Origin of the sequence: Cyclobacterium sp. SYSU L10401 (assembly GCF_010993705.1) — a bacterium.
Classification (GTDB): domain Bacteria; phylum Bacteroidota; class Bacteroidia; order Cytophagales; family Cyclobacteriaceae; genus Cyclobacterium.
In genome coordinates, this window is sequence record NZ_WOFO01000007.1 from 136,008 (window position 1) to 154,877 (window position 18,870).

The 18,870-nt window shown below is 42.7% G+C and carries 13 protein-coding genes, 1 tRNA gene and 1 pseudogene; 7 read left to right on the plus strand and 8 right to left on the minus strand.

What is annotated here, in order from left to right:
* Positions 1-97: 97 nt before the first annotated feature.
* From GL182_RS16655 to GL182_RS16670, 4 genes and pseudogenes are all read left to right on the plus strand, one after another.
* Positions 98-820 (plus strand): annotated as a pseudogene (locus GL182_RS16655) (RagB/SusD family nutrient uptake outer membrane protein); the annotation flags it as partial.
* A gap of 98 nt (positions 821-918) precedes the next feature.
* Positions 919-2,262, plus strand: coding sequence for a Gfo/Idh/MocA family protein (locus GL182_RS16660; protein ID WP_163380910.1), 1,344 nt, complete (start codon positions 919-921; stop codon positions 2,260-2,262).
* Between the two features lie 125 nt (positions 2,263-2,387).
* A complete protein-coding gene (locus GL182_RS16665; RefSeq protein ID WP_163380911.1) occupies positions 2,388-3,431 on the plus strand; it encodes a PmoA family protein in 1,044 nt (347 codons plus the stop codon).
* A gap of 28 nt (positions 3,432-3,459) precedes the next feature.
* Positions 3,460-4,338, plus strand: a complete 879-nt coding sequence (locus GL182_RS16670; protein WP_163380912.1) for a sugar phosphate isomerase/epimerase family protein — start codon at positions 3,460-3,462, stop codon at positions 4,336-4,338.
* Between the two features lie 136 nt (positions 4,339-4,474).
* Here the strand turns inward: GL182_RS16670 and GL182_RS16675 are convergent, their stop codons facing one another.
* Positions 4,475-5,731, minus strand: coding sequence for a dipeptidase (locus GL182_RS16675; protein ID WP_163380913.1), 1,257 nt, complete (start codon positions 5,729-5,731; stop codon positions 4,475-4,477).
* 165 nt (positions 5,732-5,896) lie between these two features.
* On the opposite strand from GL182_RS16675, the gene GL182_RS16680 reads away from it, so the two are divergent.
* The gene (locus GL182_RS16680; RefSeq protein ID WP_163380914.1) at positions 5,897-6,796 is read left to right on the plus strand and encodes an ATP-binding protein; all 900 of its coding nucleotides are present in this window, start codon (positions 5,897-5,899) and stop codon (positions 6,794-6,796) included.
* 194 nt (positions 6,797-6,990) lie between these two features.
* Positions 6,991-7,992, plus strand: a complete 1,002-nt coding sequence (locus tag GL182_RS16685; RefSeq protein ID WP_163380915.1) for an acyl-ACP desaturase — start codon at positions 6,991-6,993, stop codon at positions 7,990-7,992.
* Positions 7,993-8,193: 201 nt separating this feature from the next.
* Here GL182_RS16685 and GL182_RS24315 read toward each other — a convergent pair whose 3' ends face one another.
* The 5 genes from GL182_RS24315 to rho all read right to left on the minus strand — a co-directional run bounded on the left by GL182_RS24315 (position 8,194) and on the right by rho (position 15,856).
* Entirely contained in the window at positions 8,194-8,439 is a 246-nt protein-coding gene (locus GL182_RS24315; RefSeq protein ID WP_317167813.1) for a helix-turn-helix domain-containing protein, read from the minus strand.
* Positions 8,440-10,323, minus strand: a complete 1,884-nt coding sequence (gene recQ / locus GL182_RS16690; protein ID WP_240469865.1) for a DNA helicase RecQ — start codon at positions 10,321-10,323, stop codon at positions 8,440-8,442. It lies immediately after the preceding gene.
* A 92-nt stretch (positions 10,324-10,415) separates the two neighbouring features.
* A complete protein-coding gene (locus tag GL182_RS16695; RefSeq protein ID WP_163380916.1) occupies positions 10,416-11,879 on the minus strand; it encodes a T9SS type A sorting domain-containing protein in 1,464 nt (487 codons plus the stop codon).
* A gap of 245 nt (positions 11,880-12,124) precedes the next feature.
* Positions 12,125-13,840 (minus strand): hypothetical protein, encoded by a 1,716-nt coding sequence (locus GL182_RS16700; RefSeq protein WP_163380917.1) that lies wholly within the window; start codon positions 13,838-13,840, stop codon positions 12,125-12,127.
* Positions 13,841-14,059: 219 nt separating this feature from the next.
* The gene (gene rho, locus GL182_RS16705) at positions 14,060-15,856 is read right to left on the minus strand and encodes a transcription termination factor Rho (RefSeq protein WP_163380918.1); all 1,797 of its coding nucleotides are present in this window, start codon (positions 15,854-15,856) and stop codon (positions 14,060-14,062) included.
* Between the two features lie 275 nt (positions 15,857-16,131).
* On the opposite strand from rho, the gene GL182_RS16710 reads away from it, so the two are divergent.
* Entirely contained in the window at positions 16,132-17,226 is a 1,095-nt protein-coding gene (locus GL182_RS16710; RefSeq protein WP_163380919.1) for an AI-2E family transporter, read from the plus strand.
* A 4-nt stretch (positions 17,227-17,230) separates the two neighbouring features.
* Here GL182_RS16710 and GL182_RS16715 read toward each other — a convergent pair.
* Both GL182_RS16715 and GL182_RS16720 read right to left on the minus strand, forming a co-directional pair.
* Positions 17,231-17,312 (minus strand) — tRNA-Leu (locus GL182_RS16715).
* 289 nt (positions 17,313-17,601) lie between these two features.
* A complete protein-coding gene (locus GL182_RS16720; RefSeq protein WP_410267195.1) occupies positions 17,602-18,564 on the minus strand; it encodes a glycoside hydrolase family 43 protein in 963 nt (320 codons plus the stop codon).
* Positions 18,565-18,870: the final 306 nt, after the last annotated feature.

Sequence of the window (18,870 nt, forward strand, 5' to 3'; positions counted from 1 at the left end):
ATGAAACATCTTGCAAAAGTCCGTATCTAACTTTGATAGTTACCTATCCAATTAATTAAACCCAAATTTATTATGAAAAGAAAGTTACCTTTTTGCTTACCAATATGACGACAATGGCAACCTGACCTGTCAGGACACCATCCGTTGCTGGTATGGGTATCCCCGGTACAAGTTCTACTCCGTCAATCAGGAAGCCCGTCCTGATCGCCAGGATGGTGGAAAAATGGACATGTACATCATGCGCATCGCTGAAGCCTACCTGGTAAGGGCTGAAGCCCGGTTCTGGCAGGATAATCTTGCCGGTGCAGCGGAAGACATCAATACCATCCGCCAAAGAGCCAATGCCATCCACAAGTATACCATTGCGGACATGCAAACAGAAGGTATCGGAGCAGTGCTGGATGAACGAAACAGGGAATTATTTGGTGAGGAATACCGGCACGATGAACTGGTTAGGATTTCAGTAATTCTGGCCAAAACCGGAAAAATGGCCTATAATGGAAAAACCTATTCCATTACCGGAAATGATATCGAAGCCTCACTTTCTGCTAATAGCTTTTATTACGACCGAATGATGGAAAAAAACAATTCCTTCCGGGATGAAGTGCCCTGGGCGACCTACAACACCACCCGGTACACCATGGACCCACACCACATTTTCTGGCCTGTTTACCAGCCTTACCTGGTGGGAAATGTGGAAGCTGTCCTTAACCAGACGACCGGTTACAATGGTGCTGAGGACAACATTGAGCCGTTGAATCATGTAGTGCAAGCTGCAGGTGCACCCAATGAGGACCCCATGCGGGCCATCGGAGAGTAATGCCGATTATATAAAAAGTTCACCCGAAGGCAGGTGCAGTCGGGTGAATTTTTTAATTTACACGGAATATTTAATTATAAACTCAAATACAGCATATTATGAATAATGATTCATCCAGAAGATCATTCATTAAAAAGTCAGCCATTGCAGGTTCAGCAGCCATTGTAGCTCCTACCATCGTTTCCTCCAGCGTTTTTGGTGCCAATGACCGCATCAATGCGGCAGTACTGGGCGTTAATGGGCGGGGTAAAAACCATATTCAAAGCCTGATGAACCAGGAAAATGTTCAGGTGACCACCTTGTGTGATCCGGATATGAACCTGCTGAGAGAGAGGCAAAAAAGTTTTAAGGAAACCTATAATAAGGAGGTAAAACTGGAACAAGATCTCCGCAGGGTCATGGACGATCCGGATATTGACGTGGTCAGTATTGCATCGCCAAACCACTGGCATGCCCTGACCACTATCTGGGCCTGCCAGGCGGGCAAAGATGTGTATGTAGAAAAGCCAGGCTCCCATAACATCTGGGAAGGCCGTAAAATGGTGGAGGCTGCCCACAAATACGATCGCATTGTGCAACATGGCGTTCAATTACGCAGTTCCCCTGCCATACAGGAAGCCATACAGTTGATGCGGGATGGATACATCGGAAATGTATACATGGCCCGCGGCATTGTTTTCAGATGGAGACCGAGTATAGGCGATCAGGGATTTGCACCTGTGCCGGAGGGGATAGATTATGACTTATGGACCGGGCCTGCACCTAAGCGACCATTTTCCCGAAACCTGGTACACTACAACTGGCATTGGCACTGGGACTATGGCAACGGCGACGTAGGTAACCAGGGTATCCACGAAACAGACCTTTGCATGTGGGGATTAGATGTAGGACTCCCTACCAAAATCACCTCCATGGGTGGCAAATTCCTCTGGAACGATGCCAAAGAGGTACCAGAAGTATTGACTTCTGTCTACAACTACCCGGAAGAAAATAAAATCATCCAGTTTGAAGTACGCCCCTGGTGTACCAATGAAGAAGGTGGAGCCACCGTGGGTAATATCTTCTATGGGGATAAAGGATACATTGTCGTGGATGGATATGATAAGTACAAGTCATTCTTAGGACAAGACCGGAAACCCGGAAAATCAGGAGATGATGGAGGAGAATCCGGAACGGGCATGGACAGAGGTGCCGGAGGTACCGATGGCCATTTTGCCAATTTCATCGAGGCTGTCAGAAAACACGATAAAACCATACTCAATGGCCCTGTAGAAACAGCACATCTCTCTTCTGGCCTGGCCCATTTGGGAAATATAGCCTACAAACTGGAGCGGGTCCTTACTTTCAATCCGCAGTCTGAAACCTTTGTTAATGATGCTGAGGCTGATGAAATGCTTACCCGCAATTACAGAAAAGGTTTTGAAGTGCCTGAAAGGGTTTGATAAACAAGGGTAATTAATGGTGAGTAAATGACACCAATAAATCCACCTGCCAGGTCTCAACCCTGGCAGGTTTAATCATCAGTTCCGAATTCAACGTTTAATCAGAGGTTTAAAACACATCACAGATGAAGTATAGCGCAATCATATTGATCATGATCATAAGTAGCAGCAGCTTGCTTTTTGCTCAGAAAAAGAGCAAAGAAAAGATCGAAATACAGGTAAATGAAGCCCAAAATAAAGTGGATGTCATGGTAGGCGGAAAAGTTTTTACCTCCTATATCTACCCCGACAATATCATGAAACCCGTATTGTGGCCGGTCATGTCTCCGGCAGGAAACATGGTTACCCGTAGCTACCCGTTAATTAATAAAGAAGGAGACCGTACCGATCACCCCCATCATGTAGGTATCTGGCTCAATTACGGAGACGTAAACGGGCTGGACTTTTGGAACAATTCCGAGGCCATTCCTGCGGAAAGAAAAGATCGCTACGGCACCATCTATCACCAATCCATAGAAAAAGTAAAAAGTGGCAAGGGCAAAGGCTTATTGGAAACCACCTCCAGTTGGAAGTCTCCCGACAATGTGACCCTGCTGGAGGAGGAAACAAGCTTTGATTTCAAGGCCATGACAGGCATGCGCATCATCGACCGGACAACGGAATTGACAGCGGTAGTGGATGAAGTGAAATTTACAGACAATAAGGAAGGAATGTTTGCCATCAGGGTGAGTCGGGAAATGGAGTTACCCACCGACAAGCCCACCGAACTGATGGATTCACAAGGTATAAAAACCAGGGTTGAAAAAATGGACAACACCTACGTGAAAGGGGATTACAGGAGCTCTGAAGGCATAGAAGGAGGAGATGTATGGGGAACCAGAGGCCGATGGATGAAACTTTCAAGTGAGATCAAAGGGGAACAGGTTTCCCTGGTTATCATTGATCACCCTGACAATCCCGGCTATCCCACGTATTGGCATGCAAGGGATTACGGGCTTTTTGCTGCCAACACCCTGGGACAGAAGGCCTTGTCAGATGGTGAAAATGAGCTGAATTACAGCCTGGAAAATGGCGAAACGGCCACCTTCAAATACCGGTTTGTAGTAGCTTCGGAAGATCTTTCCGATGCCGCCATCAATGAGCTGGCGGATGAGTATGCCAAACAATAAAACAACACCTTTATAACTCATTAAGATCATGGATAACCACCAATCAAGAAGAGGTTTTCTTCAAAAAAGCATGGCTGCAGGAGTAGGACTAGCCTTATGGAACCCGTCCTTTTCCCCGGCTTTTTCTCAAAATTCCGACATGCAGCTTGGTCTGGTCACCTATCAGTGGGGGAAAGACTGGGAATTGCCAGAACTAATCGCCAATTGTGAAGAAAGCGGCTTATTGGGGGTAGAGTTGCGTACCGAGCATGCCCATGGTGTCGAAACCAACCTTTCTGCAAGGCAGCGCAGGGAGGTTAAAAAGCGATTTGCCGATAGCCCGGTTACCTGCCTTGGATATGGATCCAATTTTGCCTATCACTATACCGATCAGGCAGAAGTCCGGGAAAATATTGAAGGGACCAAACAATACCTGCAACTATGTAAAGACATTGGTGCCACCGGCATTAAAGTCAAACCCAATGGCCTTCCCGAAGAAGTTTCAAAAGAAAAAACCATTGCGCAAATCGCCGCTTCTTTCAATGAAGTCGGTCGGTATGCCAGTGATCTGGGGCAGCTGGTCAGGGTAGAAGTACATGGCAAGCTTACCCAGCAATTGCCAAATATGAAAGCCATCTTTGATCAGGTCACAGAGGAAAGCGTAAAGATTTGCTGGAACTGCAATGACCAGGATTTACTACCTCCGGGACTGGAAGCAAACTTCAACTCCGTCAAAAAATGGTTTGGAGACACGGTTCATATTCGCGAGCTCAATGAGGGCGATTATCCTTACCAGAAGTTGATGAATTTATTTACGCAAATGAATTATAAAGGCTGGATTTTACTGGAAGCCAGGACTACTCCTGAAGACCGGATAGCCGCCATGAAGGAACAATTACGTTTATTCAACGCCATGACCAAAGAATAATTTGAGGTACCAATTGCCGCAACAAAGCAAATAAAAACCACCGGAAATTACCCTCCGGTGGTTTTTTTGATTTAAATCAGGTTTCGGTTTATTATACAAAACCGGAAAAACCATCAGAAATTCGGCAGCATACTATTCAGGAAGAAGCATTCGCAAATTCCTCCACTTCCTTCCAGACCCTGAAAACATTTTTGTAGCAAACCTTTTCAATATCCTCCTTACTGTAACCTCTTTTCAAAAGCTCTGCAATCAAATTGGGATACATGGAAACGTCCTTCAGTCCTGTGGGGAGGGTATCTCCTACTCCGTCAAAATCAGAACCAAAACCCAGGTGATCGATGCCAACCAACCCAACAATATGGTCAAAATGATCGGCCACTTTTTGAACTGAGGGGAATGGATTATTTTCTGCCACATAGGCGGAAATATATTCGGTGGCCTCGGGATCATTTCTACTGAGTTCGTTTTCTGCCAACCAGTTAATGATATGTTCCCTTACCGCATCATTTCCTTCCCGAAAATCCTGATCCACAAAACTACCCCCAAAATTGATCATGATGACCCCCTCATTTTCCGCAAGTTTTTGAATCATCTCATCTCCCATATTTCTTTCAAACCCTGGTGTAAAGTGCCTTGCTGAAGAATGAGAGGCAATCACCGGCACCTGACTAACTTCCATCACATCGTAAAAAGTGTCATCAGATACATGAGAAATATCCACCATGATTCCTATCCGGTTCATTTCCTTCACTACTTCCACCCCAAACTCACTCAAGCCCCCATGGGTATAGGTGGTATCATAGGAGGAGTCGCCAATCAGGTTATCCTTTCCATGGGTTAAGGTAATGTAACGGATGCCCCTTTCGTGAAAATACCGGATGTTGTCCAGGTTATCTTCAATGGGAGCACCATTTTCCATGCCCATGGGCAGAGAAATTTTACCAGCTTCAAAATTTTTCCGGATTTCATCCGGCCCATAGGCCAGGGCAAACTTATCCGGCCAGGTAGTTGTCAGCCGCTCAGTCATTAAAATCAGGGAGTCTGCCAGGGCTTTGGCGCCTCCCATTTCCTGATAACGGGAAGGGATATAGATAGACATGAATGGTGCGTCCAGCCCCCCTTCTTTGGATCTGGGGAAATCAAAATTCCCTCCTTCTGTCCTTTCCGCTACGTTTAATATCTCTCGCTGCAAGGTAAATCCCCCCACTTTCATTCGATAAGGCAAATCCACATGGCCATCTACCATTATGGTATTTTGTGCCAGGTCATTTGCAATTTTCATTATTTCTTCTTCGGAAAGCTGGGAATAATCCGTTGATTCTTCAGTATCAGTTCCACAGGAAATAGTCAAAATAGCAAAACATAGTGCTAAAATAAACTTAAAGTGCTTCATTTTCTGTAATTTTTGTTGTTAGTAGTTGTCTGTTTCACAAATCGAGAGCCAAATATACTGATCTTTCGGCTCATAACTACCCTGTAAAAACTTCATTTTATGACGAAAATTAAGTATTCCACAAAAAAATTAGCGAAATTTGATACTCAACCAAAAACGACAACCATGAAGTTTTCAAGAAAACCCTCATTAGTAACAATATGGTCCCTATCCCTCATGCTATTTGTTTTTTGGGGCTGTGGGCCAGCCAATACCAACAATGAAGTAGAGGAAGAAGAAGAAGAAGAAATTATCAGCAGTGATCCCTCCCTGGAACTGCTTTGGGAAAGTGCTGCTGACCTGACCACAAATGAATCTGTCCACTATGAAGAAAGCAATGGTATGCTATACGTGGCCAATATTGAAGGTGGTCCTGACGAGAAGGACGGCGTGGGCTCTATCTCCAAACTCAATACGGATGGTGAAATTCTGGAGAGAGACTGGGTAAGCGGTTTAAATGCACCAAAAGGCATGGCAGTCAAAGGTGATTACCTGTATGTCACTGATATCGATCGTTTGCTTGAAATAGAATTGGCTACCGGAGAAATTAACCAAACCTACGAAATAGAAGGGGCCGTTTTTCTGAACGATGCTGCTACTGATGGTGAAAAGGTTTATTTTTCTGACATGAGAACCCACAAGATTCACTACCTGGAAGATGGAACCATTCATACATTGGCTGAAGATCAAAATAATATCAATGGCCTGCAGGTAGGAAATGGTAAAACCCTATATGGCCTGGATGCTGAAGGATTAAAACAATACGACGCTGAAGGTGGTTTTCAAATCATCAATTCAGAAGTAACGGGTGGTGACGGACTAATCGTTTTGGATGAAAATACGTTTATCGCCAGCAGGTGGGCCGGGGAGATTTTCCTCATTCAGGATGGAACCGCCACCAAAATACTTGACACCACGGAAGAAGAGTCAAACACTGCCGACATCGGATATATTCCCGGAGAAAACATCGTATTGGTACCAACCTTCTTTAAGGACAAAGTTGCCGCATATAAATTAACCTATTGAGAAGATAGTAGAATTTAATTATAATATTGAATGAATATTCCAATGCATTCGTTATAGAAGGACAGAATGTTAGGTGCCTTGTTAAAAATTAATTATTTTAAAATTTAACAGCATTGTAGTTAATTTGCAGACAGATGCAAATGTTTGGCCTTACAAAACAAACAGATTGGCATCACAAAGCGAAAGCATAGTTTATGAACAAGTCAGAAAATATCAATTACGAATTGGAAAAGAATGCTGAAGTCATCGGTCAAATAGATGACTTTGTGACGGAAACCGTAGGAACGACCCTGATGGACCCTGATGATTGCTGGCAGCCGACAGATTTCCTACCAGACATGACTGAACCAGATGCTTTGGATCAGGTCCGACTGTTAAGGGAACGGGCAGCAGGTATTCCTGACACCATCATCACTTCACTGGTTGGTAACATGATTACGGAAGAGGCATTGCCCAGTTATCAAACTTATTTCAATATGTTGGCTGGGGTAAATGAAGAAGGGTCATTGACCAGTGAAAAGGGTTGGGTAAAGTGGACCAAGGCCTGGACAGCAGAAGAAAACCGCCATGGAGACTTGTTAAACAAATACCTTTACCTATCCGGAAGGGCAGACATGAGAAAGGTAGAGCAAACCATACATCGGCTGATTTATAATGGGTTTGATCCCCGGTCCGAAAAGGACCCGTATCAGGCCATTATCTACACTTCTTTTCAGGAAAGGGCAACAAAGATTTCACATGTAAACACTGGAAAGCTGGCAGATAAGGCAGGAGACACTGTCTTAGGCAAAATATGCAAGCAAATCGCTGGTGATGAAGCCCGACATGAAAAAGCATATAAAAGCTTCATGTCTGAAATTTTTAAGATAGATCCAAGCGGGGCCATGCTGGCATTTGAGAAAATGATGCGGAAACAAATTGTCATGCCTGCAGTTTTAATGGGAGAAGGAAGTAAAAACCCTACCCTATTTGATCAGTTTTCGGCCATTACTCAAAAAGTCGGTATCTATACCGGTTGGGATTATGCCCGTATCATTGATCATTTGGTAAAGCTCTGGGAAGTAGAAACAGCCACCGGTCTGAATGATATGGCAGCTAAGGCCCAGGAATACCTGGCTGGCTTATCTGCCCGATATTCCCGTCTTGCAGATCGGATGAAAACACCTGATGAAATCAGTTTGGCCTGGTTAAAATAAAAAGGGCTAAAAAATAGTAATAAAATTGCCCTTTAAGAACTTAGCAAAATAAAAGCTTAAAAAGTTGCTTAATCACCCATAACAAAGGTAGGTGATGCACGAACTAAAAAAAATACCCCGTTCGGGGTATTTTTTTTACATTTTTTACTAAGAAATTGATTGTTAGCGCTTTAAAAGAAAGGCCTTCCCCTATCATCAAAGCTAATCTGATCCTACACGGTAATTCATGGCCAATCTGAGTTGAAAATAGCTGTACTTTTCTCCAAAATGTTCTTTTAAGGGTTTAAGCTTTTCTACTTGCAGCATTTCTCCGGCTGTTTTAATTTCCTGAATAACTTTTTCAGTTAGCAGGGCAGTTGTTTTAATTTTACCGGCAGCTACCAAATCAGTAATATGCCCTTCTACCGTACTGATAGCCAGGTTCCTTTGCTGAGCTATTTGTGGGATTTACAGCCCCTCTTTAAATAAGCCCAGGGTTTCGTTGACAGATGAAGAAATACCTTTGTTTATTTTCTTTAACCTGCTCCCCGGAGACTTACTTTCCTTAACAATCTCGTTTTCTCTAAGGTGCTTGCGAATAAGCCCCATAAACGCATCGCCATATTTTTCCAGCTTTTGTTGCCCCACCCCACTTATTCTGATCAATTCATTTTCAGAATCGGGATAATACCTGGCCATTTCCACCAGCGTAGCATCTGAAAAAATAATATAAGGAGGAACATTTTGCTCGCTGGCAAGGTTCGATCTGAGTGACTTCAATTGCACCAGTAAGGCTTCATCCTTTTTAGTCTCCTGAACGCCCTGAAAGAAATCATCCTCGTCCATGGCTAGAAAAAATTTTTCTTTCTTTTTTAGCTTATCCCAGGCTTGGGGCGAAAGACTTAATACAGGTCTCAGGGGATCCTCCTGAGTCAGATAGCCCTCCTTTATCAATTGATGTCCAAGCAACTTCCAAAAATCGGGAGATTTGTCTTTGCCAATGCCATAAACAGAAAGCCGCTTTTGCTTCTCTGTTACTTTGGCGGCCTGCGAACCCCTCAACACCATGATTACCTGGCCCAAACCAAACTTCTGTTCTAACCGAACTACTGCAGAAAGCAGCATTTGCGCATAGGTGGTCACATCCATTTTATTCCCTTGCTGAAAGCAAATGTCACAATTGCCGCAGTCTTCAGGGTATTCTTCCCCAAAATATTGAAGCAAAAATTTTCTGCGACACCTTTTGGTCTGACAGAAACGGACCATGGTATCCAATTTGGATTTCATATTTCTCACATAGTCCGGATTATCAGAGTTAGCTATCATTCTTCCTAGGGTAATGCTGTCCCCATAGCTATAGAAAAGCAAAGCTTCACCAGGCAGTCCATCCCTTCCAGCACGCCCTGTTTCCTGATAGTAACTTTCTATATTTTGTGGCATATTGGTATGCACCACAAAGCGGACATTGGACTTGTCTATCCCCATACCAAAGGCAATGGTGGCGACAATAATCTTCACTTCATCCCGGATAAATTTCTCCTGATTGACCTGCCTGGTTTCCTTTTCCAAACCTGCATGATAAGGAAGTGCTGAGAAACCATTGGCATTGAGCTTGTCCGCTGTTTCCTCCACCGATTTCCGGGATAAACAATAAACAATGCCAGAGTCGTTGGGATGTATGCGGAGAAAATCCAGGAGTTTGGAGAATGCGTCTGACCTCAGGGAAACCCTGTAGGTAATGTTTGGCCTGTCAAAGGATGAAATGAACCACTGGGGCTGCTTCAGACACAACCTCTCTGCCATGTCTTTCCTGGTATCCTTATCTGCAGTGGCTGTTAAAGCTAAAAAAGTGGCTGCCGGAAATGATTTCCTGAGCTGCCCGAGCCGAAGGTATTCCGGCCTGAAGTCATGCCCCCATTGTGACACACAATGAGCTTCATCTACGGCTACCAGAGACAATTCGATTTTTTTCAGCATATCTACTAAAGGATAGGATCCCCCGTAAAGCTTCTCCGGAGCCACATATAAGAGTTTTACCTGCCCATTAAAAACTTGTTCAGAAATAAATCTTTGCTCACTGATATCTTGTGTAGAATTCAAAAAAGCCGCAGGGATTCCCAACTGATTCATTGCATCAACCTGATCCTTCATCAATGCAATCAACGGAGAAAGAACCAGGGTAAGCCCGGGTAAAATCATGGCCGGAACCTGATAACAAACGGACTTTCCTGCCCCCGTTGGCATCAGGGCGATACAATCTTTTTTATCCAGCACACTAGAAATAATGGCCTCCTGATTGCCTCTGAAGGAATGATAACCATAAAAATTTTTTAATACTTCCAGTGGTTTCATGAATGCCTACTTGAATTTGAAAAATAGAAATGTCAATCAATTTACCACAAATTCAAAAAAAAATCAAGCTCCGCTGTTACCGCAAATTTAAATTACTTTTTAAGGACTTTAATGATTTCCCTTTCTTTGCCCCATCCTATATGAAAAAAATACAAACCTGTAGACAGGGAACTGATATTGTCTGACAACTCCCGGTTCAGGCTTTCCAAATTCCTGTTTTTAAGCGAAATCATCTCCCCGACGGGACCAAAAATGGTCAGGTCAATCTGTTCTCCCTTGTACTTTTCCTGATTTAATAAAGACAGTTTTGCATCTCCACCCCTGCTGGGATTGGGATAGATTCTCCATGTCGAACTTTCCGATCCGGTACCCGGGATATCCAGTGCCAACAATTCCCCAATATACTCCGGTTCTCCGCTTTGGCCTACCTGCAGCAGCCGGTAATAAATCCTGGATTCAAAAAGGGGCAAATTGGCATCCCAAAATTCATAGTCACTGATTTCAGTGGTACTGCCTACACCCGTTACCTTATCGACAGGCTTAAAAAAGTCAGGATTACCTACAGCTCTTTCAATAATAAAATGTCGGAAATCTTCTTCACTTCCTGTACTCCAGCTTAACTTCACCTTTCTGCTGCTTGCATAAAACTCAACTTGCTGCCCCAGTAATTCTACAGGAAGTATACTACAGTCAAAAAATTTTCCCTCATCAATTTCCTGAGTTTTCCCTCCTTCGGTAGGAAGAGGAAACTCCCCACACACAAAAATTTTGGAATTTTCTTCGGCAATTATCTTCGCATTACCTTCTACAAGTATATCCCTTTCGACGTACACTTCACTTGTACCCCCAAAAGATATTTTGGTATCTCCCCGAATATCTATGTCAGTGTCGATGTATACCTGCGAATTTCCAAAAGTATTGAATTGATGCAACCTTCCCCCTGTAACCAATAAGCTTTCGGTGCGAAAAAAACCAGCTGCATTGATGACAGAGGAATTTCCCGAATATTCAGTTGGCCCTTCACTGGTGATCGCTCCTCCATCCAATACCTCCAGTACAGCCCTGTTTTCAATTACAATGGATCCCACGGCAATCATTCCCGATTGATCCCCTCCCAAATTAAGTACTGTTTGATTGTTTGTCCCTCCCTGGGAAATGGTTAATGCTTTATCAATATTTATCTCGGAATTCTCCTCCAATTGGAACAAGATGTTTCTTTGACCTTCAATGCTCACATTGCCAGTAAAGGTAACTTCAGCACCTCCCCCAAGGCTAAGAGAGGCAAAGGTGCCACCGAATTCTACGTCACCCGTGACTTCCAGGTCATGATTGATAATTACCTGCACCTGGCACCCTGTAGCAGCAAAGGGCGGGAAATCCCCATTATCAGTACAACCGCTTGGTTCGTCCAGGGTCGTTTTACTCCAACAATCCCCATCCTCCCAGTTTCCGGAACAGTCTAAAGCAGGGGTATATTCATATACCTGAGCAATAGCGTTGTTCAGGGGTAAAACAAGGCATAAAAACACCAACAAAGCTGAAATAGAAGCTGGCATGAACAGAAATGAAGCGGGTAGTTTTAAATACAATTTTTTGCATTACGTACACCACGAAAGTAAGGGATATTCCCAGCTTTTGCAACCTATTCAAGATATTAAATGCATTTTTACTAAATTAAATTACGTTTTTATAACTACAAAATATCATCAAGGTATATTTTGACCGGATACATATCATTAAACGTAAAAAAAAAATCCTGAAATTGCCTGTAAATCAATGCTTTTGCAAAAAACGGGGAAACCTATAATCTTACAACTTTAATGCGATAAACCTCTTCTTCAAAGACCAATTCTACCACACAGACTCCCTTTACTGCTTCCTGTATCCTGGTTTGTAACCATTGGTCCAGCTCCATACCCAGCTCTCCCTGGAATACAGCTTCACTTGAGGCTTGCAAAAATCGGGCGCGTACCGGTCCGGAAGCTGATCCGCTCACCGGTTTTACTTTCAGGGTAGATCCATCAGAGGGGTTGGGGTAAGCCATCCACTCCATTTTTTTGGTAATCACTTCTGCTATTCTGGCTCCCACCACCTCACTTACTGAGGAATTTCCGTTAAAATCTACCTGCTTGATCCGGTAGTAAACCATCCCGGAAAATCCAATTTGCTGATTATCCTGAAATGAATAACGGGTCTCCACATTGCTCCAGCCTGCTGCCGTAACTTCTCCTATTTTCTCAAAGGCATCAATTCCCCCATAGGATCTTTCAATTTCATAATGGCTATTTGCCTCTTCTTTAGATATTTTCCAATCCAATCTGATAATTTCATCACCTACCAAGGAAACCTCAAAAGTTTTCCAGACTACCGGTAAAGCAAAGCAGCCCTGCCCATAAAAAGCGTTATTTTTTAAGTTAACATGATAGGTATTTTCCTTGGTAGAATTGGGGTAATCACAGATATTAAGCGATGCGTTGTTTTTGCCATTGATACTTGCCCCATTAGATGCCATGATTTTTCCTCCTACAGCTATTTCAGTATTATTGGAAAGATCAATGGTGCCATTGGTCATGGTTACATCTTTTTGAACAATGCCATTGGCAAAATTTCTGAGCTCAAGCTTAGCCCCTCCACTCATGGATAAGTTTTCCTCAAAAGCAAAACCGGAATTGTTCACAGCAGAAATGCCACCGCCATTTGACAGGGTCACATCTCCGGAAAACAATCCTGAGGAGGTGTTTTTAAAGTTGATCTGCCCACTTTGACCTGTAGAGGTGGTACCTGTCACCTGTATTCGGCTCTGCCCGAGCATATTTAACGTTCCATTATTGATCAATAAATCTCCATTAACATCAAACTTCCCCGCATTGGATGAAGCATTGATAGTACCTCCTGAGGAAAATGTAAGGTCTTGGGTTTCGAAATCTCCATTGAGATTCAATTTGGCTTTATCCTTAATGATAGTTGTCTCTTTCACCACTAATGCTCCTCCTTCAGCTACGGTGATGGTAGGTTGGTTATCACCTACGATCAACTCATCTACGATCAGTCTGGCATTATTGGGAACGATGATTTCAACTCCCCGGTTGATATTTATTTTTCCTCTAACGATCAACTCTGCTCCATCTGCCAATTCAATCCTCGGAGTAGATCCACCACCATCGATGGTCAGGTCCCCCAAAAACAACAGGCTTCCCCCTGACCCGATTCCTATCCCTGAGAATACCCCGCTACCAAATCCGGAAACATTTCCATCATAAACCACATCATGATTGATAAAGACTTCCACAGGACATCCCGAGTTCTTGGAAATCGGAGGTTGACCCAGACTTATATCTTGATTGGGCCGACAGTCATTGGTACTGGTCCAGGTTTGGATATCATTCCAGTTTCCATGAGCAACACTGTTAAAATTTTGACCGGCGATAAAATGAATATTGAGTATAAAAATCAATAAAAATAGCGTTGAAAACCGCTTAAGTGAAGATGAGAGCAAAGAATTAAATTTGGCTGACATAGCTGTTTTTTTAAGTTAACAGCATAAAATTATTCAGTTATCTGTAGCCTGAGGAAAATAATCGTTCAACTCATTAAAAGATAAGGCAGGTAGCGTGAAATAGAAGATGAAAAAATTCTTAAACCGATAATTTTGTATTTCGAATTTAATTTTTTGTTTTTTATAAAAAAAGCCCGAAAAATCGGGCTTCTTATCGCAACTTAACCAGGAATCAAATTATCAGCCATTCATGCTGATCAAAAATTCTGCATTATCTCTGGTTCCTTTCATTCTTTGCAGCAAAAACTCCATGGCCTCTTGAGAGGTCATGTCTGACATGATTTTTCTTAAAATCCAAATCCTTTGCATCTCCTCCTTGTCCATGAGCAGATCCTCTCTTCGGGTACCTGAGCCCGGAACATCAATGGCGGGGTAAATTCTTCTGTTAGATAGTTTTCTATCCAGCGAAAGCTCCATGTTCCCAGTTCCCTTGAATTCTTCAAATATAACTTCATCCATTTTAGAACCGGTTTCCACGAGAGCAGTAGCAATGATGGTAAGTGAACCTCCATTTTCCACATTACGGGCTGCGCCGAAGAAACGCTTGGGTTTGTGGAGGGCATTGGCATCTACTCCTCCGGACAATATTTTTCCTGATGAGGGTACCACCGTATTGTGAGCTCTTGCCAATCGCGTTATGGAATCGAGCAAAATGACCACATCATGACCACATTCCACCATCCTTTTGGCTTTTTCCAAAACCAAAGCGGCTACTTTGACATGCCTTTCGGCTTGCTCATCAAAAGTAGAAGATATCACCTCTGCCTTAACAGACCGGGCCATATCAGTTACCTCTTCTGGCCGCTCATCAATTAAAAGGATCATCAGGTGTACCTCCGGGTGATTTTCAGCGATGGCATTGGCTATTTTCTGTAATAACACGGTTTTACCCGTTTTGGGCTGAGCTACGATCATACCCCTTTGACCTTTTCCTATGGGTGCAAAAAGATCAACTATTCTGGTGGAATAATTGTCTGGTTTGGTGGTAAGGCTTAGTCTTTCTTCAGGAAATAGGGGGGTAAGGTACTCAAAAGGAATCCTGTCCCTGATTTCATCTGTTGTCTTGCCATTGACGGTCCCTACTTTCAGCAGGGCAAAATACTTTTCTCCCTCTTTGGGTGGCCGGATCTGCCCTTGAATATTATCTCCGGTTTTAAGACCAAAAAGTTTGATTTGAGAGGGGGAAACATAAATATCATCTGGAGAAGCCAGGTAATTGTAGTCCAGCGACCTCAAAAATCCATAGCCATCCGACATGATTTCCAGCACTCCCGAATTTTCAATAATGCCGTCAAAATCCTTAATGGTAACAGAGGGTTTTCTTTTTGGGCTATAATGCGGCTCCTGATTGGGCTGCTCATCTGACTCCCTTGTATTCCTTTTCTTAGAAAAATCAGACTCATTGGAAGGGGAAGTTTGCTCTTCATTTCCTGATTTGATTTCATCCAAATCAACTACTGCCCTTCGCCTTGGCCTGAAACTTCTTCCTTTTTCATCCTCCGTCTTGGCAGATGACTTGTTTCCATTTTCCTCTGCCTTTCTGTTATCCTCTGGCTTCTTATTCTCTTCCGGTTTTTTATTGACCGGCTTATTTTTGGACTTCTTTTCTTGGTTTTCGTTCTTCCTGGGCTGGGGTTTGGAAGGCTTTTCACTGGTTTTTTCTTCCTTGTCCGGATTCTTTCTGGAATCTTCTTTAGGAAGTTCCGTCACATTCTGCCGTCTGAACTTCGGCTTTTCCTCCATAGAAGCAGCATTTTCTGTTTTTTCTCCGAGGGGCTCCTCTTCCACTACTTCCGTTTCTACTTTGGAAGGCTTCTTCTTGGGAAGGGATTTTTCCGGAGTGATGGCCTGTTGGTCCAAAATGGCATAAACCAAATCCTCTTTCTTTAAAGATTTAAAATTTTTAACCCCCAACTCCTCGGCTATTTCTTTTAGTTCAGACAATAGCCTGATTCTTAATTCTTCTATGTTATACATAAAAAACGTGTGAATGTAATTCTAGACTGTGTAAATGATGAAATGGTATGTATCTTGATTGGTATAAAAAGGTATACAGACAATACTAAAATCCCCAGGATGGCGATCTTCTGCTTCTTTGATATTACAATATTACATCAAACGCTAATAATACGCAAATTTTTATGAAATTGTTATTTAAATAAAGAAATTCAGCCATCTTAACTTAGCTACTGTTTTATTTGGAATGCAAAATTGATTCTCCTTAATTTACCATTGTTTCTATCTAAAATTGTATGACATCTAACAGGCTTCACCCCATACAGTTAACTGCTTATACCTTTCTTTCCATTACCCTTTTCCTGTGGCTGATGCATGTCGGGGCCTTCATTCTGGTGCCCCTGGTCTGGGGAGTTTTCTTCGCTTTTGCCCTTTACCCTCTCAGCAATTGGCTGGAAAACAAAAGATTTCCCAGATACCTGGCCATTGCCATCAGCCTTATTCTGGTTAGTATCATAGGGTCTGCGATTTTTTATGTCCTGATCAACCAAATGATTCTTTTGATTGCAGATATTCCGGAGATCGGCACGAAGTTGAATGAAAAGTGGATGGATTTACAGCAACAAATCGAAAACAACCTGGGTACGGCTGCTGTTTATGACGGAAAAAACCTGCCCTCCCTGAATTGGCTTCCTTTTGAAAATCTAAATGATACCCTTTTCAGCACCGGAAAATCCCTGACCCTGATCGGTATCATACCTCTTTATGTATTCCTCCTGTTGTACTACAAGGATTTTTTTGTTGAATTTCTACTGAAAGCCTCCTCCAGGCGAAATGAAGCTATCCTTGCATGGGTATCCGATTCCGGAAAAGTCATCCATGCCTACCTGATCGGCATGGTAAAAGTCACCCTGCTGGTCGCCTTCCTGGCAGGTATTTATTTCCAGATCATTGGAATTAAATATTACCTGCTTTTTGCTTTATTTATTGCCATCATGAACCTTATACCCTACATAGGTGTAATCGTCAGTTCCATATTGGTAATCTTCTATGTTTTCCTTACCTCTGATTCACTCCTGCTACCTATTGTCACCTTAGTGATTCTTTGGGGCATACAATTGCTGGAAAATAACCTGATAACTCCCTTGATTGTCGGTTCAAAAGTCAAGGTAAATGTATTGGCAGTCGTATTGGCTATTCTAATAGGAGGAGGCATATGGGGTATTTCAGGGATGATTCTTTTTATTCCTTTGGTAGGCATACTGAAAATTACTTTTGACCGCATACCAGCCTTGCAACCTTACGGATACTTGCTTGGTGATAAATTCCCTGTAATAGAAAAAAACGAGAACTTTATCCGCCTGCTATATAAAAAATGGTCAGGAAAATAAAATGTGCGCACGAAAGGATTCGAACCTTCACACCCGAAGGCGCTGCCACCTGAAGACAGTGCGTCTACCAATTTCGCCACGTGCGCATTTGAATGCAAAAATGAAAAATAAAATCTTTCCCAGCAAAGAAAATCACATTTATTAGCTTTTTGCAACGGTTATTATTTTTATGCGAGTAATCTTTGTCAAGCAACACTTTCATTCACAAGTCATTGAAGAAAATGGTAAGCATCCAATTATTTTGCTGATGGGTATTCCTTTAAAAAAAGTAAACATCTGTATACATGCTTTCAGAAATACCCCTTCCCTGATCCATTCAGCCGTTTTACCAGGGGATATTACCGGATTTACCTGGTATTTCCTACGGCACGACCCTTACCTCTCGAATGGCAAGTTGTCAAAAAATAATTTTTCAACCTTAAAAACGGTACCATGCCGGCTATCTCTGGGAAAACTGATCCGGTCAGAAATGTCGGTCCAGTTTTGGAGATCGGAAGACATAACCGCACCCATTTTTTTTTCTATGTATTTATCAAAATATACCACCCAGTAGTCTCCTACTTTAGAAACGGTAGGTCCCTCTGCCCAATAATTGCCTGTGATGGGTGACCCTGCAGCAGCATACGGACCCTCCGGTTTTTGAGCCCTGGCAATTCTTATATTTTTACGTGGTGGTTCCCTGGTCTCATCTTTTACAAAAAGCAGGTATTCATCTCCAATTTTTTGAATGGTCCCATCAATTACATTAAAACCCGGCTCGTAGAATAATTTGGTATCCGAAAACTCCTTAAAATCTTTGGTGGTGACATAATATTGGCGGTGGTTATATCCATCTTCTTCCTGAGACTGGGTTTCCGGATAAAGCCCCCTGATGGTCGAAGACCAATAAATGATGAACCTATCTTCCTCCTTATCATAAAACACTTCAGGTGCCCAGGTATTTCGGGCAGCAGGCTCATGTTCCATCACAGGCAGGTATTCCTGCTCGGACCAATTCACCAGGTCATCAGAGTAGGCATATCCCAAACCCTTCTCATTCCAACTTACCGTCCAAACCATATGAAAACGACCATTTTTGTCCCGAATGATACAGGGGTCGCGCATGAGTTTATCACTTCCAGCAGTAGGTGTTAGCACCGACACCCCCTGCTCTAATTGCTTGAATTGGTAGCCGTCTAAGGAGTAAGCCAGGTGAAGCCCATCCTCCCCATTTCCAGTGAAATAGGAAAAAAGATATACCTCCTCCTTTGCCTGGTACGCAGTGGAAGAGCAGCCCAAAAAAGCCACCAAAGGCCCCAGCATCAACAGCCATTTTAAGACGCTTCGTTCATCTACCATTATATATTGTTGAATTAATTGTGGGAAAGCAAGGATCAAATATAACAAATAATCAACCCCCATTGGGCAAATACAACCAAATTCATACCCCATACCTGCAATCTCCACTCACAGGTTAAAACTTTTTGTCAATCAGGTAATTTTTCCTTTTATAAAATTTCCACCTCCAAAAGTAGCCTAAAACAACCTTAAATACGGATAACCAGCATAGTACAGGATAGAATATTCTAAAAAAAATATGTATTTGATGTTTAATTTTATTATAAATAGCCAATTTATAGTAAAATTTATTTAATTAATTAATTA

Bases quoted from the DNA above. Each gene is read 5' to 3' on its own strand.
- GL182_RS16680 (WP_163380914.1), top strand. From the start codon at position 5,897: ATGAAGTTTTCAAGAAAACCCTCATTAGTAACAATATGGTCCCTATCC.
- GL182_RS16685 (WP_163380915.1), top strand. From the start codon at position 6,991: ATGAACAAGTCAGAAAATATCAATTACGAATTGGAAAAGAATGCTGAA.
- GL182_RS16710 (WP_163380919.1), top strand. From the start codon at position 16,132: ATGACATCTAACAGGCTTCACCCCATACAGTTAACTGCTTATACCTTT.
- rho (WP_163380918.1), bottom strand. From the start codon at position 15,856: ATGTATAACATAGAAGAATTAAGAATCAGGCTATTGTCTGAACTAAAA.
- GL182_RS16720 (WP_410267195.1), bottom strand. From the start codon at position 18,564: ATGGTAGATGAACGAAGCGTCTTAAAATGGCTGTTGATGCTGGGGCCT.
- GL182_RS16670 (WP_163380912.1), top strand. From the start codon at position 3,460: ATGGATAACCACCAATCAAGAAGAGGTTTTCTTCAAAAAAGCATGGCT.
- GL182_RS16675 (WP_163380913.1), bottom strand. From the start codon at position 5,731: ATGAAGCACTTTAAGTTTATTTTAGCACTATGTTTTGCTATTTTGACT.
- GL182_RS16695 (WP_163380916.1), bottom strand. From the start codon at position 11,879: ATGCCAGCTTCTATTTCAGCTTTGTTGGTGTTTTTATGCCTTGTTTTA.
- GL182_RS16665 (WP_163380911.1), top strand. From the start codon at position 2,388: ATGAAGTATAGCGCAATCATATTGATCATGATCATAAGTAGCAGCAGC.
- recQ (WP_240469865.1), bottom strand. From the start codon at position 10,323: ATGAAACCACTGGAAGTATTAAAAAATTTTTATGGTTATCATTCCTTC.
- GL182_RS16660 (WP_163380910.1), top strand. From the start codon at position 919: ATGAATAATGATTCATCCAGAAGATCATTCATTAAAAAGTCAGCCATT.
- GL182_RS16700 (WP_163380917.1), bottom strand. From the start codon at position 13,840: ATGTCAGCCAAATTTAATTCTTTGCTCTCATCTTCACTTAAGCGGTTT.